The 25,543-nt window shown below is 33.5% G+C and carries 20 protein-coding genes; 7 read left to right on the top strand and 13 right to left on the bottom strand.

Features of this window, described 5'->3' with window-relative positions:
* Positions 1 to 122: 122 nt before the first annotated feature.
* The 3 genes from ACRBBL_RS16780 (at position 123) to ACRBBL_RS16770 (ending at position 1,661) form a co-directional block, all read left to right on the top strand.
* A complete protein-coding gene (locus ACRBBL_RS16780) occupies positions 123 to 812 on the top strand; it encodes a pseudouridine synthase (protein ID WP_431370227.1) in 690 nt (229 codons plus the stop codon).
* An 86-nt stretch (positions 813 to 898) separates the two neighbouring features.
* On the top strand, positions 899 to 1,114 hold the full coding sequence (locus ACRBBL_RS16775; protein ID WP_431370226.1) for a hypothetical protein: 216 nt from the start codon (positions 899 to 901) through the stop codon (positions 1,112 to 1,114).
* 283 nt (positions 1,115 to 1,397) lie between these two features.
* Positions 1,398 to 1,661: a hypothetical protein gene (locus ACRBBL_RS16770; protein ID WP_431370225.1), complete on the top strand. Its 264-nt coding sequence runs from the start codon at positions 1,398 to 1,400 to the stop codon at positions 1,659 to 1,661.
* A gap of 129 nt (positions 1,662 to 1,790) precedes the next feature.
* Here the strand turns inward: ACRBBL_RS16770 and ACRBBL_RS16765 are convergent, their stop codons facing one another.
* From ACRBBL_RS16765 to ACRBBL_RS16750, 4 genes are all read right to left on the bottom strand, one after another.
* On the bottom strand, positions 1,791 to 2,015 hold the full coding sequence (locus tag ACRBBL_RS16765) for a hypothetical protein (protein ID WP_431370224.1): 225 nt from the start codon (positions 2,013 to 2,015) through the stop codon (positions 1,791 to 1,793).
* Between the two features lie 27 nt (positions 2,016 to 2,042).
* Positions 2,043 to 2,252 carry a hypothetical protein gene (locus ACRBBL_RS16760; protein ID WP_431370223.1) on the bottom strand — a complete coding sequence of 70 codons (210 nt, stop codon included), beginning with the start codon at positions 2,250 to 2,252 and terminating at the stop codon, positions 2,043 to 2,045.
* Positions 2,253 to 2,344: 92 nt separating this feature from the next.
* Positions 2,345 to 2,644, bottom strand: coding sequence for a hypothetical protein (locus tag ACRBBL_RS16755; RefSeq protein WP_431370222.1), 300 nt, complete (start codon positions 2,642 to 2,644; stop codon positions 2,345 to 2,347).
* A 109-nt stretch (positions 2,645 to 2,753) separates the two neighbouring features.
* On the bottom strand, positions 2,754 to 4,427 hold the full coding sequence (locus ACRBBL_RS16750; protein ID WP_431370221.1) for a helix-turn-helix domain-containing protein: 1,674 nt from the start codon (positions 4,425 to 4,427) through the stop codon (positions 2,754 to 2,756).
* Between the two features lie 210 nt (positions 4,428 to 4,637).
* Between ACRBBL_RS16750 and ACRBBL_RS16745 the strand changes: the two genes are divergently transcribed.
* Positions 4,638 to 5,774, top strand: a complete 1,137-nt coding sequence (locus ACRBBL_RS16745; protein WP_431370220.1) for a sodium:calcium antiporter — start codon at positions 4,638 to 4,640, stop codon at positions 5,772 to 5,774.
* Between the two features lie 82 nt (positions 5,775 to 5,856).
* Here the strand turns inward: ACRBBL_RS16745 and ACRBBL_RS16740 are convergent, their stop codons facing one another.
* A complete protein-coding gene (locus ACRBBL_RS16740; protein ID WP_431370219.1) occupies positions 5,857 to 6,057 on the bottom strand; it encodes a class I lanthipeptide in 201 nt (66 codons plus the stop codon).
* Between the two features lie 455 nt (positions 6,058 to 6,512).
* Between ACRBBL_RS16740 and ACRBBL_RS16735 the strand changes: the two genes are divergently transcribed.
* Both ACRBBL_RS16735 and ACRBBL_RS16730 read left to right on the top strand, forming a co-directional pair.
* Positions 6,513 to 6,734 carry a hypothetical protein gene (locus ACRBBL_RS16735; protein WP_431370218.1) on the top strand — a complete coding sequence of 74 codons (222 nt, stop codon included), beginning with the start codon at positions 6,513 to 6,515 and terminating at the stop codon, positions 6,732 to 6,734.
* A 158-nt stretch (positions 6,735 to 6,892) separates the two neighbouring features.
* The gene (locus ACRBBL_RS16730) at positions 6,893 to 7,453 is read left to right on the top strand and encodes an ExbD/TolR family protein (RefSeq protein ID WP_431370217.1); all 561 of its coding nucleotides are present in this window, start codon (positions 6,893 to 6,895) and stop codon (positions 7,451 to 7,453) included.
* 94 nt (positions 7,454 to 7,547) lie between these two features.
* Here ACRBBL_RS16730 and ACRBBL_RS16725 read toward each other — a convergent pair whose 3' ends face one another.
* The 8 genes from ACRBBL_RS16725 to ACRBBL_RS16690 form a co-directional block, all read right to left on the bottom strand.
* A complete protein-coding gene (locus ACRBBL_RS16725; RefSeq protein ID WP_431370216.1) occupies positions 7,548 to 12,143 on the bottom strand; it encodes an immunoglobulin-like domain-containing protein in 4,596 nt (1,531 codons plus the stop codon).
* 413 nt (positions 12,144 to 12,556) lie between these two features.
* Positions 12,557 to 14,251, bottom strand: a complete 1,695-nt coding sequence (locus ACRBBL_RS16720; protein ID WP_431370215.1) for a patatin-like phospholipase family protein — start codon at positions 14,249 to 14,251, stop codon at positions 12,557 to 12,559.
* Between the two features lie 171 nt (positions 14,252 to 14,422).
* Positions 14,423 to 16,528 carry a flavin monoamine oxidase family protein gene (locus tag ACRBBL_RS16715; protein WP_431370214.1) on the bottom strand — a complete coding sequence of 702 codons (2,106 nt, stop codon included), beginning with the start codon at positions 16,526 to 16,528 and terminating at the stop codon, positions 14,423 to 14,425.
* Between the two features lie 255 nt (positions 16,529 to 16,783).
* Entirely contained in the window at positions 16,784 to 19,492 is a 2,709-nt protein-coding gene (locus ACRBBL_RS16710) for an ankyrin repeat domain-containing protein (RefSeq protein ID WP_431370213.1), read from the bottom strand.
* Positions 19,489 to 19,860, bottom strand: a complete 372-nt coding sequence (locus ACRBBL_RS16705) for a BlaI/MecI/CopY family transcriptional regulator (RefSeq protein ID WP_431370212.1) — start codon at positions 19,858 to 19,860, stop codon at positions 19,489 to 19,491. The genes ACRBBL_RS16710 and ACRBBL_RS16705 overlap by 4 nt, the downstream gene beginning before the upstream one ends.
* A gap of 162 nt (positions 19,861 to 20,022) precedes the next feature.
* Positions 20,023 to 20,727, bottom strand: a complete 705-nt coding sequence (locus ACRBBL_RS16700; protein ID WP_431370211.1) for a toxin-antitoxin system YwqK family antitoxin — start codon at positions 20,725 to 20,727, stop codon at positions 20,023 to 20,025.
* 523 nt (positions 20,728 to 21,250) lie between these two features.
* Entirely contained in the window at positions 21,251 to 21,961 is a 711-nt protein-coding gene (locus ACRBBL_RS16695; RefSeq protein ID WP_431370210.1) for a LytR/AlgR family response regulator transcription factor, read from the bottom strand.
* Positions 21,958 to 22,995, bottom strand: a complete 1,038-nt coding sequence (locus ACRBBL_RS16690; RefSeq protein ID WP_431370209.1) for a sensor histidine kinase — start codon at positions 22,993 to 22,995, stop codon at positions 21,958 to 21,960. The genes ACRBBL_RS16695 and ACRBBL_RS16690 overlap by 4 nt, the downstream gene beginning before the upstream one ends.
* 203 nt (positions 22,996 to 23,198) lie before the next feature.
* On the opposite strand from ACRBBL_RS16690, the gene ACRBBL_RS16685 reads away from it, so the two are divergent.
* Positions 23,199 to 25,543 (top strand): TonB-dependent receptor domain-containing protein (locus ACRBBL_RS16685; RefSeq protein ID WP_431370208.1); only part of this gene is annotated, 2,345 nt, incomplete at its 3' end.

Below are 25,543 nucleotides of genomic sequence, written 5' to 3'. Positions count from 1 at the left end.
TATTTTTCGGATTTCAATGTCTGTTGCTTTTAGCTGGAATTGATTCAAGTTAAAACTACAACAATCTTATTCAAAGTCAAAGAAACCTATGTGCTTTGTGTAATAGTTTGTTAGTTTTGCACATGATTTTATACGAAGACGATTTTGTAATTGCTGTAGCAAAACCCAATAATATGTTGGTGCATCATTCGTCGATGGCACGAAATCAAGCTGAGGAGCAAACATTGCTTGAATTGCTTGATGAACAGTTTGGAAAAAGCTACTTCCCTATGCATCGTTTGGACAGAAAAACCTCGGGAATTGTGCTTTGCGCGAAAGAGAAAACGTTTGTTTCATCATTTCAAGAATTATTCGTTACAAATCAAATAGAGAAAGTGTATTATGGCGTTGTACGAGGCTTTTCTCCAGATACAGGTGAAATTGACTCAGCTGTAAAAGGTCGTGACGCAAATGTACATAAAGAAGCATTTACAGCTTACAAGACACTTTCTACTATAAGCTTACCGATTCCTGTGCAGCCTTTTGAAACCTCGCGATATAGCTTGGTTAAATTACTTCCCAAAACAGGTCGAATGCATCAATTGCGAATTCATCTCAATAAAATAAGTCATCCATTAATTGGCGATCCAAAATACGGAGATCGTTTTCATAACAGAATGTTTCAGGAGGAATTTGAGGTTTCTGATTTGTTTTTGCATGCTGCATCACTTTCGTTTACACATCCGTTTTTAAATAAACCTGTTGTGATTCAGTGTCCGTTCCCAAGACATTGGCATATAATTGCCGAAAAATTTGATTGGAATTTATCTTGAGAATCTTATACATTTTCGTGTAAATTATGGGTAACAGAACTTCAAATTCTTAACTACAGGATATATAACATTAAAATTAATTTATTATGAAAAAAAGGAATTTGAAAGTTTTATCATTTAACAAAAGTGTTATTAGTAATTTCAAAAATCGTAGCCTTTTTGGTGGCGTAGCAAATTTAACTGCTGATGTAAAAGATTGTCCAGATAATACTTTAGCTATAGGGTGTAAATCATTAGGCGCATGTCCAGAAGAACCAATATCGATAACCAATATTTTTATTGAATGTTGTTTGGTATTATAGTTCATTTTAAGCGAGTTTCGACTCGCTTTTTTCTTTTGTTTTATATTCTTCCTTTAAATTATTTATTGTCTATTGAAAGAACTCTTATTTCTTTTAAAAGCTCCACTATTTTTTAAAAAAATAGATTCCTATTGATTGTGAATTTTCAAAATATTAGCAAGAGATTTCAAAACGGTTTTACTAGAATTTACCCTAAATATATATCAAAAAAAAATTATTTTTTATACGTAAACTTTGGAACATTTCTTGAAGATTGAATAGTAACATTAAAATCAAATATATTATGAAAAAACAACATTTAAAGAGTTTACAATTCAACAAAAAAGTGATTAGTAACTTCAAAAATCGTAGCCTTTCAGGTGGAGTAGTCAATAAAACTGCGGATCAAAACGATTGCCCAGATAATACATTAGCTGGTGGATGCGAATCACTTGGCGCTTGTCCTGCTACATTTTGGTGTCGGCCATATAAAGCTACTAGCCTGGGAGATAATAATTGTGCATCTGTGATACATCCACACACTTGTGCCCCTATAATTTGTAACTAGTCTAACTATTGATTATGGGATCTATACGTAATTCTATGTATATGTTTGCCCATTGCCAAAGTAATAATTTTTAAAAGACAAGATATGCTTTTATCATATCTTGTCTTTTCACTTCTTTTAGGTGCTAAACTAGCAGTAGTAAGATTCACAACCACCAAATCGTGAATCGCACCAATTATGTATGGTATCTCTACATGCATCTGCAGGTATTGTGATTGGAGGAAGTGGAGCCTGCGTATACGTTTTACATAGTATACCTCCTGAGGCGTTATCTTCTTCTCCTCCCTTTATATTTTTTTGCAGATCACTTACTATTTTTTTATTTAGTGTTAATGTTTTTATTTTTTTCTTCATGATTACATTGTTTTACGTTTTGTATTATTAGCAGTATACTGATGGACAGGTTGTTGTTGGAATTGTTGTCCCACACATCCTTGCAACTGTTTCTTTCTGGGTTGGTTGGCATTCTAGATAGCTTTCAGGTGGTAATTCACAATAACGCCATGTTGTCACAGGTTCGCCTCCATAGACAGAAAAACTAGAAATAGATTTCTTGTTTAGTTTCAATGATTTTAGATTCTTTTTTTTCATCATAATTATGTTTAAAATTAGTGATGTAAAGCAATCAATTTTCCTTTAAAACATAAAACAAAGCTGTTGATGAATCATGATTTGTAAGCGTTTCAGTATATTATATTAGTATCGTTCGTAGGACATTCTTGATGCTCTGTTGGAGGTTGCGCTTTTGTAACTCCAGTATTTGTGTTACATACAGTATACATGCCAGTAAAAGCGCAATCAGCTATATCGGACATATTCACAATTGTACACTCTGGATTAATGGATAGTACAGTATTAGGACTTGTTGTGCCTAGCTCTGTAGTTACTGTTTCAATATCTCCTCCTATTTTTTGATGAAGTAAACTTAAGTTCGAAATACTATACTTGTGTAGTAATAGTCCTTTTAGGTTCTTTTTTTTCATAATATTTTATGTTGAATGATTAATATCTGATGAAGCAAAGAAATATTGAACTAAAACAAAAATTATACTATTGACAAATCATGATTTATCAATAAATCTGCTGTTTTTGTTAAAGATTTTTCAAGTATTGAGATGGATGTATTCCTGTATGTGCTTTAAAAGCTCTTGAAAAAGTCTCTTGTCTTTTAAATCCAAACTCTTCTGCGATAGCCTTAATTGTATACGATTGAAGTTTTTTATCATTTTTTAATCGTACTAAAGCTGTATTGATTCGTAATTCTGTAATATAAGCTGTGTATGATTTCCTTTTATATCTATTAATTACTTTGGATAAATAGGTAGGATTCGTTTCCAATTTTTCAGCCATAAAACTTAAGCTACATTCGGTAGATAAGTAATATTCATTTTTTTCGAAGTTGTCAATCTTATCTAAAATTACTCTCACATTTTCATCAGATACTTTATCTTTTTGAGGCACTACTTTCTTCTCTTGATTATTCTCTAATTCAGAGACTTTTTTGAGAAGTTCCTTAAATTTATTTTTTGTAGATTTTTCTCTTAGCTTATAATATACCAGACTAGCAATAAAAAGAAGAATTAAGAGTATAGATAAAATGAAATACTTTTTATGACTCTTTGTTTGCTTTGTTAACTCCTCTCCTAGTGTGTCTATTTCTGTTTTTAAGGGAGAAACATCAACTAGCTCATGCATTTCATTATTGAGTTTTAAATCTTCTATACTTTGCTTTTTTTCTAAGGCTGTATATTTTTGAAAATGAAATAGTGATTTTTCATGTTTATTTTCTTTATGATACGCAAGTGTTAAGAGTTCATGCATCTCTTTTTCATTCAAATCAACATTATCTGAAGCGTTTATTTTACGCTGCGCTTTTTCTAAATAGTCTATAGTTTGTTTATAGTCATTTAACTTATAAGCACTTTTTCCAAGATAAAATAGAGACGTAAGATATAAACCTTCTGTATTGACTTTTGTACAATCTCTAATTTGTTTCGCTAATAACGTGCATTCTTTGTACTGTTTTCTTTGATAAAATATGATCGCTTTATTCATTAATAAAGGATAATATGCCCATTTGCTAACCGTATCAGAACATTTGCTCAATCCGGCTTTGTTATAGATTTCTGCGTCATCTGGTTTTTCTATCCATAAATAGGCATCAGCAATATTCATCAATGTTAGAAGTCTGTAATATCTTAAATTATGGCTTTTTAAAGTATTTGAATTACTTTCTAAAGTATTTAAGATGTTTTTATATATAGTAATGGCTTCTTTAAAATCCTTATGTGCTTTTTTTATAAAAGCAATACTTGTAAGCAATCCAACTTCATAAGTAATATTCCCGATACTTTTGACGTATTCAGTCGCTTTCAAATAAGCAATCAGCGCTTTAGAATCTTGGCCCAATTCTGAAAGAATATTCCCTTTTAAAAGGAAACATTTATACAAAAACTGCGCATCTTGCATCGTTTTATCTTGTTGTATAGCAAGTTCAATGTTTTGTAAGGCAAGTTTGTTTTTGGCTAAATTGTTTTGACATTTGGAAATATAATAAGACACTTTAATCAACTGTTCATCATTTCCATTAATTAGAGCCAGTTCCTTTGCTTGTAGTGCATAATCTAATGCTTTAGAAGCATTTTCATGTATAGAATCTTTAGATGATTGTATTAATCTATCAAATGATTCGTTGTTTGATATAGTATCCTGTGCATTCGCAAAACTCAGAAAAGCATAAAATAGTACTAATAGTAATTGTCTCATAAATAAGCCCTTTTAAAAAAACTAAGATATTCGGGAAAAGATCAATTGTTTTAAATCTGTTACAATGTCTAAAATTTATAGCAAATAAATAATCATGAATCGTTAATTTATTACAGATATAATTTATCTATCAACGTTTTCTAAATTGTAAATGGTATTAATCATTAAATGTCTATTGAAAACTGTAGTTTTGTGCTCTAATTTATTTTTATGGAAATACTTTCTGCGTTTGGCTTAATTTGTATCACGTGTATTATTATTTGGCGTGCATGCGACGGCTTTGAAATGGCTTCTGATTATTTGGGTAGAAATATGAAAGATGGTATTAAAGGCGCAACAATTAATGCTATAGGAAGTAGTCTACCAGAATTGTTTACCACATTATTTTTTCTGTTTGTATTGAAAGATAAAGATGGTTTTTCGGGCGGAATTGGAACTACAGCTGGAAGTGCCGTTTTTAATGCTATGATTATTCCCGCAGTTGTGATTATGGCTGTGATTGGTAAAGGAATTGTTGATCGTATTGATGTTTCTAAAAAAGTGATAAAACGTGATGGAATTTCGCTTATTTTATGCGAATTGGTATTGATTCTTCTCATTACAGATACTACGTTGTATTGGTATCACGGTTTTATATTGATGCTTTTGTATGCAATTTATATTACGTATATGTTGTTGAGTCAAGGTTCTGGAACTATTGATAATGACTATGAAGCTACTGCGAATGGCGGAAATCGTACAGTCGCTTTCTTTAAAGGAGATTTTGCAACAACTGTTTTGGGGGCGAAAAAGATAAACCTAACAAGAGCATGGGCTTTAATGTTGGTTTCTGTTTTCTTTATCGGAATTGCCTGTTATTGGTTGGTGGAAGCTTGCGAACAATTTGGGAATGCTATTGGCATGCCTGTGTATTTTGTTTCGGTTGTATTGGCTTCGGCTGCTACAAGTGTTCCAGATACTATTATTTCTTGGAAAGATGCTATGAAAGGAAATTATGATGATGCAGTTGCCAATGCATTGGGAAGCAATATTTTTGATATCTGTTTTGCGCTTGGTTTTCCGTTGTTTCTTTTTACGCTTATCTACGGACCTATCACAATGAGTCCAGAAACTTTAGAAAACGTTGGACAATTACGAGTATTACTTTTAATCATTACAATTATAGCGTTCTTTATTTATTTGGTGCCAAAAGCTATTAAAAAAACACATGGTTATTTCTTAATTACGTTATATGCACTTTTTGTAATTTATATTGTTTTAAAAGGTGTGAATAGTGATTTGGCAGTTGTGACAAGTATTTCTGATGTCCTTTCAGGAATTTCTAATTTCTTTAGTAGTTTATTTTAGATTGAATTAGATTGCTGCCCTCGATTTTTTTGTACTCAAATGATCAAAAAAAGCGAGTCGAAACTCGCTTTTAAAAATTAGATTAGGCAATTGTACAAAAGGTACAGGAATAATCGTCAACAGTATTAGCTTGACAATGTGTACCACATAAAGTAATTGTGTTAAGAGTATCAATTGTAGTTGTAATTGTAATTGTAACTCCACCAGTAACTTCGTTTTGCGATAGTCTTGAAATTGCTGTTTTGTTTAATTTCATTTTTTGTAAATTCTTATTTTTCTTCATAATAAAGGATTTTATGTTTCTTTAAAATTAGCAGTAAATTGGTATCTAAAAAAGTATTGAACTTCTAAAAGTCAATTTAGTAGTCGTCATTTATAAATTGTTGGGTCTCATTCAAATTTTCACTACAAAAAGATAAAAACCTCATTAATTTTTTGTTCCATTTTATCAAATAAACTAGAGAATCATCTTCTTTTATAGCAATGAAAATTCTATAAAGAATCACTTTATATATGTTTAGACAGAATTGTTTTTTAAGCTACTGATTCGCATGTTTTTACGATCAATACTTCATGTGTTTCTTGAACCCTTTTTTGAAGTCTTATTTATTTAAATCCGATAGCTTTTCATTGTTTTACGAGCCTTTATCCTATAGTTTTAAATCATTATTGGGAAATCATTTTTATGGTAGAAACTCTGACTACCAATATTTCAGAGCTGATATTAATTTTTAAATTATGCTAAAAAATCTTTTAAACGTAGCTGGTGTTCAACAATTGAGCAAAAGCGAACAAAACGCTGTAAATGGAGGAAAAAAATGTGAATACCTTCATGAGCCAATGAGTCCATTTGAACAAGAAGCCGGACTATCATTATGTATGGTAAGATGCAGACCTTCTTTTTTAGGAATAGGAACTGGTTCTTGGTCAGATTGGGAACATAATGTACCTTGTCCATAATAGAAATAAGTGCCCAAAAAGCATTCGATTTAATGTTGTTTTATTGAATTCTTTTTGGGTCATTTTCACATCTACCCTATTCATTCCTAGTTCATAATAAAATCTATTCGGCATTACTTTTGATGCAATTAAAGCATTAACATTAAAACCGATTTATTATGAAAATGTCCAGAAATACCAATTCCGGCGTAAACGCAGGCTCTATGGCCGACATTGCGTTTTTATTACTCATCTTTTTTTTAGTCACTACTACTTTTGAGGAAGATCAAGGTATTCGTAGTGTAATTCCGAAACCTTGTCCCGAAGGTGTGGATTGTAATGCAGAGATTCCTAAGAAGAATGTTTTTACGATTAAATTGAATCGAAATGATCAATTAATGGCAAACAATGAAATTATTTCTTTAGATGAATTGCGCGAAAATGTCAAAGTTTTTTTAGACAACAATGGAGATCAATCTTGCGATTACTGCCAAGGTGATAAAAAAGAAGATTCTTCTGAGAGTCCAAAGAAAGCTATCATTGCCATTGAAACCGATCGAGAAGCTACGTACGACGCGTATATTAACGTGCAAAACGAATTAATGGGTGCATATTACGAATTGCGCAAAGAGTTGAGTAAAACTAAGTTTAACAAGGAAGTTGAAGATTTGACTGCGGAAGAACTTAAAATACTCAAAGAATCGTATCCATTTCGAATTACGGAAGCAGAATTGAATTGATGATGATTCAATTATCTTTGATTCAACTGAATAAAATGAAAGCCCGATATGCATACATATCGGGCTTTTGTAGTTTAGTAAAATAGCTTTTACATTATTGTTTGATAAACTTCTTTGTCAATGTGTTTTCTCCATCAAAGATTTCAATGAAATATACACCAGACGGTAATTTGTTTACCTGTATTTGATTGCTTGCAGTTCCAGAAGTTATTGCTTGTCCGTATAGGTTAATAATTTTATATGTTTGAACCGTTCCATGATCTAGTTTTACGTTTAATACGTTTCCACGAACTGGGTTTGGAAAAATAGTCATTGTATTTGCTCCGCTTGAAGCTACAATTATAGTAGCATCTTCCTTGTCTTTTGTTGTGGTCGTTTCTTGACGTGCGGCCAATGTTGTATTTAATGCTATATTATCAATAGCAACATCTGCTTGCCAAGTTCCTCCTGTGACTCTATTGAATCGTAATTGAACGCTTCCGCCAACATAAGCAGCAAGATCTAGGTCTACGTTTAACCACTGGTTTCCTTTGTTTCCAGATTCTGTCCAAATAGTTGTCCAAGACAATGCATTATCATTACTAATTTCTAGCGAAATAGTTCCCATATCATTCGATCCAAACATGTGATAGCTAAAGCTGAATGAAGCACTAGCTTCGTTTGTTAAATCATAACATGGTGAGTTGATTACTGCTTGTTTGTTTGGAAAACCTGTTCCATTTCCAGAAGCTTCCACATAAATATAAAAGTTTCCATCTGTTGCAGTTGTAGGACCTGTATTGTCTGATGGTGTACCATTTGAATCTACTGTCCAATCAATATCATCTTGTCCAGATTGTGTCCAGTCACCCAATGTATTTTCATAGCTTTCAGTATATGGATACGTTCCTATTCCGTTAGCACAACCTTCAACCGTAATTTCTTCATCGATTAGACTAATATTGTCAATTCCGATATCTGCTCTCCAAGTGCTTCCAGTTACTCTATTGAAGCGTACTTGTACATTACTTCCTGTATATGTTGAGAGGTTTAAATTAGCTGTTTGCCAAGCATTTCCTTGATTTCCTGTTTTTGTCCAGATTGAAGTCCATGTAGCGCCATCATCTTCACTAATTTCTACATCTAATGTTCCCATATCTGTTCCATACATGTGGTAATTGAAACTAAATGTTGCTTGTGTCAATTGTGTTAAATCGAAACATGGAGATGTTAATATAGCTTGTTTGTCAGGATATCCACCTCCATTTACAGAAGCTTCTACAAATAGATAGTAACTTCCATCGTTAGCACTTTCTGGTCCAGTTCCGTTTGATGGTGTTCTGGCATTCGTTAATGTCCAATCGATATCATCTTGAGTAGATTGTGTCCATCCACCAAGTGTATTTTCAAAGCTTTCTGTGTATGGGAATGTATCTATTCCATTAGAACAACCAATGCTTACTTCTTCTACATTTACGGTACGAGTTACTTCTGCAGCAGCGTTTCCAGCGGCATCATTTACATTGTAACGAATTGTATATACTCCTACTGTAGCCGTATCAACAGTTCCACTAATGCTAATATTTGCTGTAATGTCTCCGTCAATATTGTCTGTTGCAGTTGCGCCTAATTCCGTGTACGCATCACCAACATTTAGGTTGATAGTAGCGTTTCCGTTTAAGGTAATAATAGGAATTGTAGTATCTGCTATTACATTTACAGTACGAGTTACTTCTGCGGCAGCGTTACCAGCAGCGTCATTTACATTGTAACGAATTACATACACTCCAGCTGTAGCAGTATCAACTGTTCCGCTAATGCTGATGTTTGCTGTAATATTTCCATCAATATTGTCAGTTGCTGTTGCGCCTAATTCTGTATACGTATCACCAACATTAAGGTTGATTGTTCCGTTTCCGTTTAAGGTAATAACTGGAATTGTAGTATCTGCTAGCACAGTTACGGTACGAGTTACTTCTGCGGCAGCATTACCAGCAGCATCATTTACATTGTAACGAATTATATAAATTCCTGGTGTAGACGTATCAACTGTTCCGCTAATGCTAATATTTGCCGTAATGTCACCATCTACATTATCTGTTGCTGTTGCGCCTAATTCTGTATAGGTATCATTAATATTTAGATTGATTGCTTCACTTCCGTTTAAAGTAATGACAGGAATTGTTGTATCTGCCAATACATTTACAACGCGAGTTACTTCTGCTGCAGCGTTTCCTGCCGCATCACTTACATTATAACGTACCACATACATTCCTGCTGTAGTTGTATTAACGTTTCCGCTAATGCTAATGTTTGCTGTAATGTCTCCGTCTATATTATCTGTTGCTGTGGCGCCTAATTCTGTATAAGTATCACCTACGTTTAAGCTTATAAAACCACTTCCATTTAGCGTGATTGTTGGCGGAGTATCGTCAACAAGTTCTACAACATTGACAGTTCTTGTTACTTGAGCAGCTTCATTTCCTGCGGCATCTCTTACATTGTAAAATAATGTGTACGTTCCTGCAACAGCAGTATTTACACTTCCAGTTACTTCAATTAAGTCTGTAATATCACCATCTACATTGTCTATAGCAGTAGCTCCAGCATCTGTATAAGTATCGTTTACAAATAATTGAATTGGATTTTCTCCTAATAATGTGATAATTGGTGGAGAAGAATCTGGTTCGGCTGAAACAATATTTACAGTATAATCTTCAACTTCTCCATACGTAAAGGTTTCACAAGGTGTTGGTAATGCATTGTATTTCATTGAAACACGAATTCTTGTCATTCCATTTGGCGCTGAAGTCGGAATTGTAATTGTTGTACTTACAGGAGTTTCTTGTGTATTTGTTTGTGTCCATACTTGTTCTCCTGAGTCTGAAAAGTCACCATCTTGATTGTAATCAATCCAAGCTGCATACGATTCATTGTATACAGTTCCTGTCCAAGTTGGAGTTACTGTTAGTACGTATTGTCCATTTTTAGTTAGTTCCGTAGATATGCTTGTAAAATCTGAATAGAATTGCGCTCCAGAAGCATTGTCAATATCTCCTAATTGTACTCTGCTGATAAATTCGTCATTTACATTTGTACTTGCAGAAGTACAATAATTCAATACCACGTTTGGTAGCGTTGTAATTGTTACTTCATTACTAGGCGCAGATTCGTTTCCAGCTAAATCGAGTGCCGTTAAGGTAAATGCATAAGTTGTGTCTGGCGTTAAATTGGTTACAACAAAATTTGTTACTGGAGCAATAGTTTCTCGTAATGTACCATTTTGATATATGTTATATCCAACTAAATCTACATTATCTGTGGAAGTTGTCCATAATAAATCTGTAGTCGTTTCGGTGACATTTACGGCTGACAAACTACCGGGAACTGTTGGCGGCTCTGTATCTTGTGAAAGATCTGCAACAATAGAAATAGTTTGCGAGCTTGTAAAATAGCCACATGTTCCTGTTGTATATGTGATTTCGTATACTCCTTCAGTTGAGTTTGCTGCGTCAATTTCTCCTGTGGCTGCATTGATAGCAAGTCCTGCTGGAGCCGAGAATGTTCCGTTTGGTCTACCTATAAGGATTGGTGTTGGACTTGGTCCATTAATAGCATACATGCTTGCCATATATTGAAACTTAGCATAATTGTTGTAATGTGTATTGATAAAGTTCAGTACAACAGCTGCATAATCTTTTGCAAATGGCACTAAAGTTTGCGGGCGAGAATCATACACTTGACCATTATATGTACCTAAATCACGTACACGTCGGTTCACTTCTGTCATAATTCCATCAATATTTCCTGATCCTCCAGTTCCGTCGCTTGTTCCATTTCCAGATCCGTGTCTACGGTTGTTGTAAAAGTCACCATCAAAATATGCATTTCCGTTTGGACGCGTATCATCACAGGTTCCTCCACCATTATTGGTAGCACTAGGCACTGTTCTGTAGCCATTTGTACTTCCACAACCTGCATGTCCTAGACTAGCATAAAATGTTCCTGATGCATTTTGAAACATCTCACCTAAACTACTATTTCCACGTATTAACTGTTCGTGTGTTAAATTGTTTAGATTATTGTTTACAAGATTGCGTATTGTAGATTTATTGATGATCCCGGCAGAATTTAAGTCTGAAGAGTTCAATTCTGCTGCAGTAATGTTGTATCCTGCTTCTATTCTAGGAACAGAATGACTTTGCCCATGTAAGTCAATATAGATACCTTTTCCCCAGTTTGCTTCTACTGAAGCACTTGCCTGATCAATGAATCCGTGAAAAGCATTCCAATGATCTGTAGCATTTGCATTACCGCAAGTTGCTTCATTGATTTCACGATTCGGATCGAGTTTTGATCTGTGCAAGTTATTGATAATTACATGTGCATAGCAACCTGTAAGTTCAAAGATTTCTTTTTGAATTTCGCGTATTAATATGTCTGTATTATCATCTCTTTCATTAGTTCCACAACTTCTATCGGGCAATGAGCTGTCGTTATCCGGATAAAAAATTCCTCCAATAGTTTCTCCTGATTGTTGTACACCGCCATGAGGGGCAGATATGATTATTGGTAAGTTCCCTGGAATGTATTCAATGTAATTACGTGTATCTCCTTGTGTTTGTTCGTAAAAGGTTGATACTCCTGGTGTTTGTGCCTGAACATAAGATGCAAGCAAACATAGTACAACTAAGTGTAATAGTTTTTTCATAGTTTTTTGATAGTTAGGTTAAGTTCGAAAAGAAAATTTTTGGGAAAATATTCTATTAAAACAGTTCAGTGTTTTGAAATATGCATTTAGGGCAAAATGTGTATTTCGAGGGCTATTTTCAACACTATTATAAAGCTAGTCTCATTTAAAGTGATCTCTAAAGTATTTAGTCGACCGCACAAAAAACATCGTTAAAAGGTATAGGTTTATCGATTAAGTGTATGTTTTCATCTTTGAAATGATAACTATTATTATAAAATTAAAGAATAAAGAACTCAAAAAGATTTAAATTACCTTACAGTTGTTAAGGTATAAACGTACAATATTGTTTTATTGAACCGTTTTTTAAATATTTTTCAATAAAAAAGGGCGTTTTTAACGAAAAACGCCCTTTTAAGGTAAGAAACTATGTATTAGTGTTTTAGTGATTTTACATGAAATAAAGGGTTTTCATTGAATTGTTTCCAGTCCTTTTCTAAGGCATCATACAAAGCATCAATGGCTACAACCTCTTCTTCAGAAAGTTTTATTTTTTTATTCTTTTTTAGTTTTAAAATATAATCCATCAACTTATAACATGAGGTAAACTGACCGCAGGCAATCAATGCGTCCATTCGGTCTTTTTGAATATCTTTTTCATCCCACCAAAGTGTCGTAGGCATTTCGGATGCTATTAATCCAACACTTGTTAATAATGTGCTTGGCGCAGGATTAATATTTTTGTTAAAACTGAATGATTTGCTATACGCCGTTTTTTCACCATTTAATTCATATACAGTCGATGTAATGATTCTGTGTCGTAAACTAGGATCAGAATACAGTAATTTGTAGTTTAAGCGTCTTATTTGCTTTAAAAAGATATCATTTACCATAATTACGGTAGATGAGATACGTTCCGTTAACATTCGTTGAATTAAACCAACACTTAGTTTACGGAAACTTAATACATCATCTACTAATGGTGCTGGTATGTTTTTATTGAATAATGATTTTACGGAACGAATTGCAAAACTTTTTGCCATTCCAGCTACTAATCCAAAAATAGTTAGTAGTAGACCTATTCCTGTAATGATTCCACCTACTATATATAAGGCAGGCCATGCTTGCCCCTTGAAGATTTCCATTGAATTAAGCACCATCAATAGTATACCTAAAACTAATATGATTAAGTATAAAGGCTTAATTTTAAAATAGTCTAATACTTTTGAGACAACACTTTTTATACTAGCACTTTCATTTTTCTTTTTTGCTTCTGGTTGCCAAGGGTTCATTTTAAAACTACCTACGTCATTTACCACAATTAAGTCAAGTTCTTTGTTGAGTTCATCGTCACGCTTTCTAGCCAAGCTAATGTTCATCATGCTTCCAATTCCTTGATTATCGGCAATTCCTCCATCCATAATTCCGACACCATCGGCAAAACGTTCTAAACTTTTTACATTTTTATATGCGGATGAGTTTTGATCTTTTATATAATCATCAGGAAAAACTAATGGTTCAAACCCTAAAGGAAAACAAGAAGAAGATGCTGTAATGTCTCCTAATTGCAACTGTCCTTCTAGTTCATTTAAATGTTTGTTGTTTAATGGTTTGTTAGCAAACATGCCACAATTTTGGAATCGGAACGCCAAACCAAACGAGAATTCTGTTGAGTTGAAACAGACATATTTTAGATTTGATAGTTGTTCTTTATCTAAAAACAGATCAAAATTTCCTTTATACACGTCCATATCTGCATAGGTTAACGCAAATGAATTGATTAGTGAACGTTTCTTATGCGGATTGTCCTTCCAAACCTGATCATCGCCAAGTTTTGCGATGGCAGTTTCTAGGAGTTTGTCATTTCCGGGTTTGAAATTATCGTAAAATTCATTGAAAAATGTTTTAAAATCAAAGTCTTTTTGTTGAGAAGCCTTTGAAAATGCTACACCAAACAATGTTCCGCCACTTACTGTACTGATGGCTTCTACATGATCCAACAATGGTTTTCCTTGATATTGAATTTTATCATAATAGGAAACAACTCCTAAAGAGAAGAATGTAGCGCGATAACCGCCGCCACTAAAACAAAGTCCAATGTTTTTAAAGGGAATAAAGTCTTTTGACATAATAGGTATATATGGTTAGTTATTCTTTATAAAGGCTATATTCAATTGGGGAAGTCTCTCAAATATAATGATTTACTCCTATAAAACCCAAAAGGAAAGCTTTTAATAGGCTTTCCTTTTTGAATTTACTACAAGTTGTTAGTATGTAGTTGTTTGTTATTTTTATGTGTACTATTTCTTTTTTGCTGCAATATCTGGTGCGTTTAGTATGCCCCAAGTAGCTTTCATTTTAACAATGTGTTTTGTAGCCTTCATTTTTTCTAAGATATTGTACACAGAGTTGTATGCTGAATCTAATGCGCCAACAATCCAACCGTGATGTACAGAACAACACTCACCAGCAATATTTAGTGCACCACCAAATTCGGGAGTTAATAGTGTTGGATATAAGTTTTTGAATTGCCCTGGATTGAATAATGCAAATGCACCACCGCCTGCATGTTGATCCCAAAACCATGTTTTTGTAGTGGTTCCGTCATCATAACCTGCAAAGTGTTCGTAAATATCAATTTCTGGATACATGAATTGAATTCCTTTTAAGCATTCGTTTACACGTTCTTCATCTGTTAATGCGCCCATACGTTCTGCATCTTGCGCCCAAGAATAGATTTGTAATACTCCTTTTTGAGCATCATATCCGTACGATGGATATACAATTTGCCTGTTAGATCGATCGCTGGCAGAAACTCCTAAACCTGTTTCATATTGACGTTCACCAACATCTTTCCAAAATTGCTTGTTGAATGTGATAAATGCTTTGAATGATGGCATATAGTTACATTCACGCAATGCTCTGGCTTTTGCAAATGACAATCCTTCAAAGAAGTTTTTGTGTTTTTGACCATTTAAATATGCACCGTTTGGTAATGTACTTATTACATAAGCATATTCTTTATGGAGTTTTTCTTTTTTACCATTTTCATGTGTATGTTCAATGCTTAAACGCATTCCTCCATTTTTGTCAAACAAATTAGCGTCATATTCAGCTTGTGTTACTTTATGTTTCATAAAGACACGTTTCTTTTCTTTTCGTTCTACAGGTTTTGTATTGGCACTTCCTTTTGGATCTGCTGGCGGAACTGTTTTTGGTGGCTCTGCATCTTTGGTAAGGTTTGGCGGTGAATATCCATATTCGTTATTCTGACCTTTTTCCATTCCTATCAATACTTTCGACAGATATCCATCATCTGCTGTAACACCATTTTCAAGATTTAAAACGGTTCTACAAGCATCTGGAAAATGCTGCATTCCTTCGTTCATCGTTATCATATAGACATTTGGATCGGAAGGATCGTATGAATTTTTACTTCCATCCCAATCGTATACAGCAATAACCATTTCCACAAAAGAAACACTGTACATACCAGTTCCAACATTTAAAGTTTCTAAATAACTCGCAATATTGTATGATAAATTTTCACATGGTGCGCCCATTGCAGGATCGTAGTATTCTTCCATATCCGCCAAGGTGAACACATTTGTCAAATATGCCCACATGGAGTAATTGTCATAACGCATCAGCTTCGCAAAACCAGTTTCAAAGGATTTATTGATTGCTTCTAAGAATGGACCGTTTACTTTGTCTAAAATGACATTTACTGGCAAATATTTGTTTCCGTTTTCGTCTGTTTTTTCAGTCACCCAAACTTCTGGTAAATCGCCTCCTTGTGTTTTTCCAAAGTTTAAGGAATTTAAACTCGCATTTTTCGCTATGATTGGATCTTTCATATTATTATAACGCAAGCGTTGATAGTCTGAGTTGTAATAGAATTTACGCCAACGCAGCATTTTATCTGTCAATCCGTTGCGTTCCAACACATAGTTTAATGATAAGGCCAAATGCTGCACAGGCAACATATCGTCTGAGAATTGTGGAATACGCATGCCTCCTACTTCTCCATATAGTCCTTTATTATCCTTACTTTTAGGATCGTAGTCTGTAGAGTACCACGTGTCAATTCGTCCACCAACACGATCGGAAGCTTCAAAAACTTCAAATTCTATTCCTAACGATTGTAAAATGAGTCCTGCATACATTCCAGCAAATCCTCCACCAATAATTCCAACTAAAGGTGTTTTTTCGTCACTTACTTCTACAATTTGTTTTTTCAGTAAACCGATATTTTCAGTTTCCGAACGTTGTTTAAGGAGTGTATCTTTGTAGTCTTCTCCGTAGTTTTCAATAATCCAATCAGAAAAAGCTCTACGAACAGAACCTTTCTTTTTTTTACCTTTTCCTGTAGATTGATTTCCAGGGCTAAATGATAAATAACTCATGTAATATGGTTTTGAGGTTAATTATCAGTTGTACAACTGATAGTTTCAAAGTTACCAAACACAATAGATATTGACAATAGGCGTTTTCACGTGATTTTGTCTATATAAGATTCGTTGCTTTGCTTTTGGATTGCTGGCGCTCTTAGGTTTTTAGACTACTTAGATTTGATTTCATCGTAGTTTTGGAATATAAAAAAACACGTTTCTCATCTGTTAGGATGAAAAACGTGCTTTATAATTGATTGATGAGATGTTTTATTTTTTGTAACGTTCTAAAAGTTTCTCCATTTCTTTATCATTATTCTTTTTAGCGTAATACATTGGATAATTATTATGACCAGTTACATAATAAGGATCTGCGCCAGCATTTAGTAATAATTTTGCCATTTTTTGATCTTTGGAGCGTACAGCTTTGGTCAATGCAGTGCCAACATTTGGTGTGTCTAAATCTACTTCTGCTCCTCTATCAATCAGTAGTTTTACAATATCCTCATTTCCATTTTGTACTGCATAAATTAGTGGACTTCCCACATTTTGAAGTGGTTTATTAATGTCTGCTTTGTGTAATAATAAAAATTGTATAGCATTCTTATGTCCATTTCGTGCAGCATAAATCAATGGTGTTCCTACATTTGGGACAGCTTTATTCATGTCTGCACCTGCTAAGTATAATAGTTCAATTATCTCAACATGTCCATTTCTTGCTGCATATAAAAGTGCTGTTCCTACGTTTGCAACAATTTTATCAACCGTTGCACCTCTTTTTATTAATAAATTTAATGCTTCTTTATGTTTATTTCGTGCAGCATAAATTAAAGGTGTTCCGACATTTGCAACTTCTTTATCAATATTAGCACCTTTATCTAGTAATAATTTGATAGCGTCAACATGATTATTTCTTGCAGCATAAATTAACGGAGTTCCGACATTCACAACTTCTTTGTCAATATTGGCTCCTTTGTTTAAAAGTAATTTAATCACTTCTATATTACCGTTTCTAGCGGCATATAATAACGGAGTTCCTACATTGGCTACTTGTTTGTCAATATTAGCACCTTTGTTTAGTAAGAGTTTAATAGCTTCCGTATGTCCGTTACGAGCAGCATATATCATTGGAGTTCCTACATTGGCCGATTGTTTGTCTACATCAGCTCCTTTATCTAATAATAATTTGATGATTTCTGGATGCCCTTTGCGAGCTGCATAAATTAATGGTGTTCCCACATTGGCAACTTCTTTATTAACATCTGCGCCTTTGGCAACTAATAATTTTATAGCTTCTGAATTGTTAGTACGAGCCGCGTAAATGAGCGGTGTTCCTACATTCATTACATGTTTGTCAACATCGGCACCTTTGCCTAATAAAAACTTGACAACCTCAATGTTTTCACTTCTGGAAGCTCCAATCAATGGTGTTCCCACATTCATAACCGATTTATTTACGTCTGCACCTTGGCCATGAATATATTTTACGGCATCTAAATGTCCTTTTTGAGCTGCTGCAATTAACGCAGTTCCATGATTTGTAATGGCTTCGTCTATTTTTACATTATTTGCCACTAATAGTTTTAAAAATTCAACAGAACCATTTCTAGCCGCTGCAATTACAGGTGGATGATTTTCTTGAGAATAAAAGTTTGCTTTTGCTCCTGCTTCAAATAATAATTTACCAATTGTTACATTTCCTATGCGTGCAGCACCAACTAAAGGTGTTTGCGGTTTACGCTCACGATAGGTGTATTTTTTTGTACGGGTTTCTATAAAACCTGCGTTTTTGTCAATACAGTTTGCATCTATCGTTTTAAGAAGTTCCTTAACTTTGGCAACATCATTGTCTTCAATCGCTTTTAACAAACGTGCGCAATCGGAAGAAGCGGCAAGTTCGGCTGCAGTTAATGGTTTTTGTGCTGTTATTTTAGGCGCAGCTTCACTTATAATTAACTCTTCTTTTTCAGGCGTATTTACTATAGGTGTATCGATAATGGCTTTTTCTATAGTAGCAGCTGTTAAAGGTTTGTTTAAAAATAAAATTAAAACAATTAGTGTCGGCGCTAGAAACGTATATTTCCAATAGCTATGCGGATTCGATTTTTTTGAATTCATTTTTACGATTCGTTTTTTGATTAATGATTGATTGTAATTCGTCGTAATGGTTAACGGCTTTGTATACGTGGCAATCTTTAGCAAACTCAACTGATACTGATCATTTTCAATCATATCATTGTTTAATAATGCAGCATCTGTTTGGAATTCAATGTTTTTTTCAACTGATTTTCGGTAGATCCATACAAACGGATTGAACCATAAAAATACTTTTACCAATTCAGCAAATAATAAATCTACACTATGTTTCTTATCTACATGTACACGTTCGTGCGCTAGAATTTGTTCATAGGTTTTATAATCGTAACTTTCTGGATTGATGAAGATATAGTTGAAGAAAGAACAAGGTTCTTTGATACTCGGATGATTGATAATAATTGCATTTTCGTCATGTATTTTATCATCTGCACGGATGATTTTGAGACAAATACTTACTACTTGAAACAGTAAATTCAGTGCAAAAACGATCACACCAAAGAAATAGATTCCTAAAATCCAATCTAATAAAGACAATGATGGTGTTGAAATCGTTGAAACAGCTGAGTTTGTAGTACTCTCTATAGCTTGGTTCTTTGTTTCTTCATTGCGAAACATTTCTTTTAAAGTTGTTTCTTCTGGAATTAGCACTACAGATTTCTCAGGAGTTTTAGCTGTTTCGATAGACGTAATAACTTCCGAAATATACCCTTGATTTGACACTAATTGTGGTACCGAAATAAAAGGCAACACAAAAGCTAAGGCTAAACAAATGATTAAATACCAGCGATTTACTGTATAGAAACTTTCTCTTTCTAGAAACAATTTATAGAATGCTAGAAAAATGAGTAATGCAATGGATGCTTTTAGAAGAATTGCGATCATGATTTCTTGTTTTTATTAGATTTAATCATGTCCATTAATTCTTCAATTTCTGCTTCAGAGAGATTTTCCTCTTTGGCAAAATACGCCATCATCTTCGGAAAAGAGTTGCCAAAAAACTTCTTTTTTATGCTTCCCAAATTATCATCTCGATACGCTTCAAAATCTACTGCAGAGCTGTATTGATGCGTATTCCCGATCATTTCAGATTGCAAAACACCTTTCTTTACCAAAATCTTTACAATAGTAGCTACTGTATTGTAATGTGGTTTTGGTTCTGGAAGTTGTTCAATAATATCGCGAATAAAAGCAGTTTTTAATCGCCATACGATTTGCATAATTTGGTCTTCTCTCTTCGTTAGTTTTTGCATAGTTTCTAAAAGATTACATTGCAAACCTACTAACTTTTTAGTAGAACTACTAATTATTTAGTAGGTAATTTTATTAAGAAAAATTTAAATACTTGATTTTTAAAAAGTTAAATCTACTAAAAAGTTAGTAGATTCAACTTGCTATTATGCTATTGCAAATTATTAAAGTGATTTTCTTATTGATACACCTTCCTTATTTAGAAACTGAGTAGATTTAATTTCTCCAGATTCAAAGTAATGAATAACATTAAAACATTGTTCTTTTTCATCCCAATCCAAATTGGACTTTATTTGTCCATTTTCATACCATAACTTTTGTGAAATAAAATGAAATTTCACTTCATGATCTCTTTCTTCTTTTATCTGACCATTAAAATAGTAATATTTCCAAATTCCTATTTTTTTATACTTTTCGTATTTTCCTTTACTTTTTATATTTCCATTATCAAAATATTCAATCCAGAGTCCTTCTCGCAATCCATTTAGATAACATCCTTTTCTTTTTACTTGGTTATTCCAATAAAATAGCTCTTTATCTTTAATATGCATGTATCTCTCATTTAAAAGAGACTTATATAACCATAAAGGAATATTACTTACACTTTCAGCTTCATCGGTATAAATAAATTCTACTTCTACAAGTTTTTCTCCTATATTCTCTGGATCAATATTGACGCTCCAACCTTCACCTGGAGTTTGTAAATATTGATTGAATGGAATTCCTAAAAGTGCATTATTACATTCTACTAAGGTTTTTTCAATATTCTCAATACTCTCTACACAAAATATAGCACTAATACATAAATCGAAATTTTCAATATTATAATGTTTAAGAATTTTTCTATGCTTTTTTATTAAATCTTCCATTATTGTTTAGTTTATTAAATATTCAAGACGTCAGTTCAAGTAAAACTCTGCAAGAAGTTTAGTATTAAGAACGGTTAAAAGTTAGCATTTTTCTTTGGAAATACTTTTATATATTTTGATTTAACTCAGTAGAAATATTCGAACTCGTGTTTGAAATTAATCTAACAATCTAAAAGCTAAGTGAGTCTATGAGATTACCGCGCTTACGCTCGTAAAGACGAATCATAGTTGCATTATAAACCTCGAACGTCTCTTGGAGTGGTTTTTCGGAATGCAATGAAGAAAAATTGTATTTCGACTGCGCTCAATAGAGCTATCGAGAAATATTTTCGTTTCAAAGCTGTTCTCGATACACCAAATCATAGATTTGCCACTCGAACTGACGTGTTGATTTCTCTACATCTCTTCGAGTGATTCGCCTAAGCGAATTGTATCGAGAAGTACTTGTTTTTCAAAGCTGTTCTCGATGCTTCAACTTTGCTCAGCACAAGTACTCGAACTGACGTTTATAGCTATTAAGAGTTTAAAGTTTCCGTTCCTGTATTTTATCAAAGAATCCCTTTTTATACGTATCACCAATAGGAATTGTATGCTCGTTTATATACACCGAATTAGAATCCGTTTTAGTAATGTGCGATAAGGAAATGATATACGATTTATGAGTTTTGATAAACATCGAAGTCGGCAAGCATTCTTCAATGTTTTTTAAGGTATTGTAGGTAATAATTTGCTTGTTTACTAAATGAATAGCAACATAGTTTTTTAAACCTTCAATGTATTGAATATCTTTGATGTAGATTTTCTCAAAGTTGTTTTTACCATCAGTTTTTACGAATAGGAAATCGTCTGTAATGGTCGAAGGTTCAACAGTTTTTACAGGTTCGTTGAGTTTGAGTACGGCTTTGTAGAAACGTTCAAACTCAAAGGGTTTTAGTAAATAATCTACGGCAGCTAAATCGTAACTTTCCAACGCAAATTGTGGATATGCTGTAGTGAATATAATTTTTGTTTTATTGTTGATGATTTTCGACAACTGAATTCCCGATAATTCCGGCATTTGAATGTCCAAAAATACCAAATCAATTTGTTCCTTTTCAAGAATTTGTAACGCTTGTAATGGTTTTGTGGTCGAAGTCACCAATTCTAAAAACGACACTTTTGCTACATACTTTTCCAACAAGCGAATTGCTGGCGGTTCGTCATCTACAATGATGCATTTTATAGTTGTACTCATAGTGGCAATTTTAAAAAGGCTTCAAACTGTCCGTTTTCGTTGGTATATTTGATTTCAAATTGATCGTTAACCATCGCTTTTAAACGTTTTCGAACATTTTCAGCGCCAATACCATTGTCCATATATTTGTCTGAAAACAACACTTTGTTTTTCGTCGTCAAGGTTAAAAAATCTTTTTCAATTGAAATAGAAATTTTCGCAGGACTCTCTTCATCATTCACAATTCCGTGTTTGAATAAATTTTCCACAAAGTGAATCAATACCAACGATGGCACTTGCTTGTCACCTATTTCACCATCAATTGTAACATTGACAAACAACTGATCTTCAAAACGAATTTTATAAAAATACATATAATCTTCTATAAACTTCAATTCTTGTTTCAGCGGCATATAATCCTGTGTAGATTCATAGGTGACATAGCGTAACAATTCAGATAATCGGTGAATATCTTTGGCTGTATTTGGTTGTTTATCAATCAATTCACTATAAAAAGTATTCAATGTGTTGAATAAAAAGTGTGGACTTATTTGTGACTTTAAAAAGCTGATTTCGCCTTTGTTACGTTCCAGCTTCAGCTGAAATATCTTGTCTTTATTTTCATTGTATTGCAACACTAAAAACACAATTGTGCTGTATAAAATTGGTTTGATTGCATAATACGAATTATCAAAAACGTAATAAATCAATTGGCGCGATTTGTTGTAATAATTGTGTTCGCCCGTAATTTCAAATAGAATCACTTCTTGTGTAAGATACCGCAATCCTGCAAAGAGTAAAATCATTCCAAAAACCGCTAAAACAAAAGGAATCAAGCGTTTTTTAGATAATAATTTAGGAGCAATTACAAAGAAATTTAAAAAGTAAATAGCAACGGAACACAGATAAAATGTAATGAGCAAACCTTGATATTCACTACTAAAATTGGTCATTAAGCCTTTCATTCCGTTAATAGTATAGTCTTCCAACCATTCCAAGAGTAAAAGTGCAATACCCAAAATAACATGATATTTCCAATGCTTTTTAATTTCCATAACACAAATGTATTTTATTTCTTACTGTTTCTTGTGTTTTTAGGACAAACACTTCTTTTTATTATATCAAACCTAAAAAAGAGCCGACAAAATATCTAGTGGAATGGTTTTAGGGTTTCGTCATGGCTTTTTATACGCTCAACTTTTTTGCCATTTTATACGTCGTTTCAAACCTAGTTTTGACCTAATCAAAATCAAAAAACATGAAACAGTTCATCATTATCTTCACACTTTTTTTTTCTACAATAATGCTTTCGCAAGAAACAACACTGAAAGGAACCATTACAGCCATAAATACAAACGAAACGCTTCAACTTGCTGCTGTTACTGTTTTTGACGCTTCCGCAGATCGTTTACTTGGCTATGCGTATAGTGACGAAAATGGAAATTATAGTATTACATTCAATACTGCAACTTTTTATGTAAAGGTAGAAACACTTGGTTATGTAACGTTTAAAAGTGAAACATTTACGGAAACTTCTACAGAAAAAACACTGAACATTTCTCTTACGGTAGATGCATCTGAGCTGGATGCTGTAGTCATTCTACAAAAGAAACGACTCATAAAAATGACAGGCGATAAAATGATTGTCGATGTTGACAAATCGGGAATTGGCGCAGGAAACGATGCCTTAGAAACCTTAAGCAAATTGCCAGGTATGCGTTTGGATAAGGATGAGAACATTCTATTTCGTGGTGATGGAAATCTACAAATTTTAATTGACGGAAAACCTTCTCTCCTATCTGGCGATGCGTTAAAACAGTATTTAAAAACCATGGCTGGCGATAACATCAAAGCGGTAGAAATTATAGCGAATCCTTCTGCAAAATACGATGCAGCTGGCACAGGCGGAATTTTAAATATTCGCTTAAAAAAGCCTGTATATCTTGGGTTTACAGGAAATGTGTATGGTTCTGTTGGCTATGCAGAGTTTATTAAAAATAGTTATGGACTGAATTTGTTCAACCAAACAGAAAAGTGGAATTTGAATGCTGGAATTTATTACGGTTATTTTGAATCTGTAAATCACAGAAACGTAGTACAATCTATTGAAGAACCAAATTTGCAAACCACTTTGGATCAAATCAACGATTGGTTTCCTATCTCTACAAGTCTGACGTCAAAGCTTGGTGTTTCGTACGCTGTTTCAAAAAATGCAACCGTAGGAACTTCATGGAATTTCAATATTTATAATAGTAATGAAGTCACAGAAGGACGTACAAATGAGTTTTATAATGGTAATTACGAACGTTTTACCATTTTAGACAATTCGCTCGATGAAAACAATAAACGTTTGACAGGAAACTTGTATTACAGTTATGCTTCCGATAGTTTGGACACAAAGTTTGATGCACAATTAAATTATGCAACATATACAAATGCGCAAGATCAAACTACGACAAACTCGTATTTTACGGTAGCTGACAATCAACAATATAGAAATCCAGAGATTATTCGAAATGACAATCCAACGAAATACAATATTCTAAGCACACGAATCGATTATGAAAAGCAATTAAACGATCAATTTACACTTGAAACAGGTTTAAAATATAGTTATGTGTCTAACGATTATAACAATATGTTGTTTGAACGTACCACAAATACAAATTTTGAGTTAGACACCAATCGTAGCAATGAATTGGAATACAAAGAATCGATTGGTGCTTTGTACGGAATCATGAATTATAATCGTAAAAATTGGAGTTTTCAAGCAGGTTTGCGTGCCGAATATATAGATTATGACGCCACTTCCATCACGGCAGCAACCTCAAATACAGATAATTACATATCGTTCTTTCCATCGTTTAGTGTGAATCATAATTTAGATCACAATCAGTTTAAATTCTCGTATAGTAGAAGAATTCAGCGTCCACGTTATTTATCATTAAATCCTTTCTTCGAATATGTAGATACGTATAATGTGGAAGTTGGAAATCCGAATTTACAGCCACAATTCACACATTCGTTAGATTTTACGTGGGTTTATAAGCAAAAGACAGCTGCTTCTATCTATGCAAAATTCACTAATGACATGATGGATCGTGTGTTTGATTATGATGAAGCGACTCAAATTACAACGATGTTTCAGGCGAATATTGCCACTTCAGAAGATGTTGGTATTTCATTGAATACTTCTGTTTCACCCTTCAATTTTTGGGATATCGATTTTTATGGCGATTTCTCATACAATCACGCACGATCAGAGGTTCCAAACTTTCGTTATGATGAAACTGGAACGAATTGGTATGCAACCATTAATCAAACATTCAATTTAAAAAATGATTGGACAGTGTATTGGAATAGCTTCTATTCTGGTCGTGGACGTAATGGAAATACGGTTTCTAAACCTTCGTATGATATGTCGTTTCGTATTAAAAAGTTCTTTTTTAATGAAAAACTACGTTTGTTAGTCAGAGCCGATAACATCTTTAAAACGAGTAGATGGCGAAGTATTACGGAACAAGATAATGTACGAACGGAATGGCAAAATCGTTGGGAAGTGCGCAAGTTTACACTTTCATTGACGTATAATTTTGGTTCTGG

It is taken from the genome of Kordia sp. (assembly GCF_050633145.1).
GTDB lineage: Bacteria > Bacteroidota > Bacteroidia > Flavobacteriales > Flavobacteriaceae > Kordia.
The sequence above is the reverse complement of the archived record's forward strand: the minus strand, read 5'-3'. Positions and strand labels throughout refer to the sequence as shown.

Coding starts and splice junctions, on each gene's coding strand:
- ACRBBL_RS16780 (WP_431370227.1), top strand. CDS start 123: ATGATTTTATACGAAGACGATTTTGTAATTGCTGTAGCAAAACCCAAT.
- ACRBBL_RS16775 (WP_431370226.1), top strand. CDS start 899: ATGAAAAAAAGGAATTTGAAAGTTTTATCATTTAACAAAAGTGTTATT.
- ACRBBL_RS16770 (WP_431370225.1), top strand. CDS start 1,398: ATGAAAAAACAACATTTAAAGAGTTTACAATTCAACAAAAAAGTGATT.
- ACRBBL_RS16765 (WP_431370224.1), bottom strand. CDS start 2,015: ATGAAGAAAAAAATAAAAACATTAACACTAAATAAAAAAATAGTAAGT.
- ACRBBL_RS16760 (WP_431370223.1), bottom strand. CDS start 2,252: ATGAAAAAAAAGAATCTAAAATCATTGAAACTAAACAAGAAATCTATT.
- ACRBBL_RS16755 (WP_431370222.1), bottom strand. CDS start 2,644: ATGAAAAAAAAGAACCTAAAAGGACTATTACTACACAAGTATAGTATT.
- ACRBBL_RS16750 (WP_431370221.1), bottom strand. CDS start 4,427: ATGAGACAATTACTATTAGTACTATTTTATGCTTTTCTGAGTTTTGCG.
- ACRBBL_RS16745 (WP_431370220.1), top strand. CDS start 4,638: ATGGAAATACTTTCTGCGTTTGGCTTAATTTGTATCACGTGTATTATT.
- ACRBBL_RS16740 (WP_431370219.1), bottom strand. CDS start 6,057: ATGAAGAAAAATAAGAATTTACAAAAAATGAAATTAAACAAAACAGCA.
- ACRBBL_RS16735 (WP_431370218.1), top strand. CDS start 6,513: ATGCTAAAAAATCTTTTAAACGTAGCTGGTGTTCAACAATTGAGCAAA.
- ACRBBL_RS16730 (WP_431370217.1), top strand. CDS start 6,893: ATGAAAATGTCCAGAAATACCAATTCCGGCGTAAACGCAGGCTCTATG.
- ACRBBL_RS16725 (WP_431370216.1), bottom strand. CDS start 12,143: ATGAAAAAACTATTACACTTAGTTGTACTATGTTTGCTTGCATCTTAT.
- ACRBBL_RS16720 (WP_431370215.1), bottom strand. CDS start 14,251: ATGTCAAAAGACTTTATTCCCTTTAAAAACATTGGACTTTGTTTTAGT.
- ACRBBL_RS16715 (WP_431370214.1), bottom strand. CDS start 16,528: ATGAGTTATTTATCATTTAGCCCTGGAAATCAATCTACAGGAAAAGGT.
- ACRBBL_RS16710 (WP_431370213.1), bottom strand. CDS start 19,492: ATGATCGCAATTCTTCTAAAAGCATCCATTGCATTACTCATTTTTCTA.
- ACRBBL_RS16705 (WP_431370212.1), bottom strand. CDS start 19,860: ATGCAAAAACTAACGAAGAGAGAAGACCAAATTATGCAAATCGTATGG.
- ACRBBL_RS16700 (WP_431370211.1), bottom strand. CDS start 20,727: ATGGAAGATTTAATAAAAAAGCATAGAAAAATTCTTAAACATTATAAT.
- ACRBBL_RS16695 (WP_431370210.1), bottom strand. CDS start 21,961: ATGAGTACAACTATAAAATGCATCATTGTAGATGACGAACCGCCAGCA.
- ACRBBL_RS16690 (WP_431370209.1), bottom strand. CDS start 22,995: ATGGAAATTAAAAAGCATTGGAAATATCATGTTATTTTGGGTATTGCA.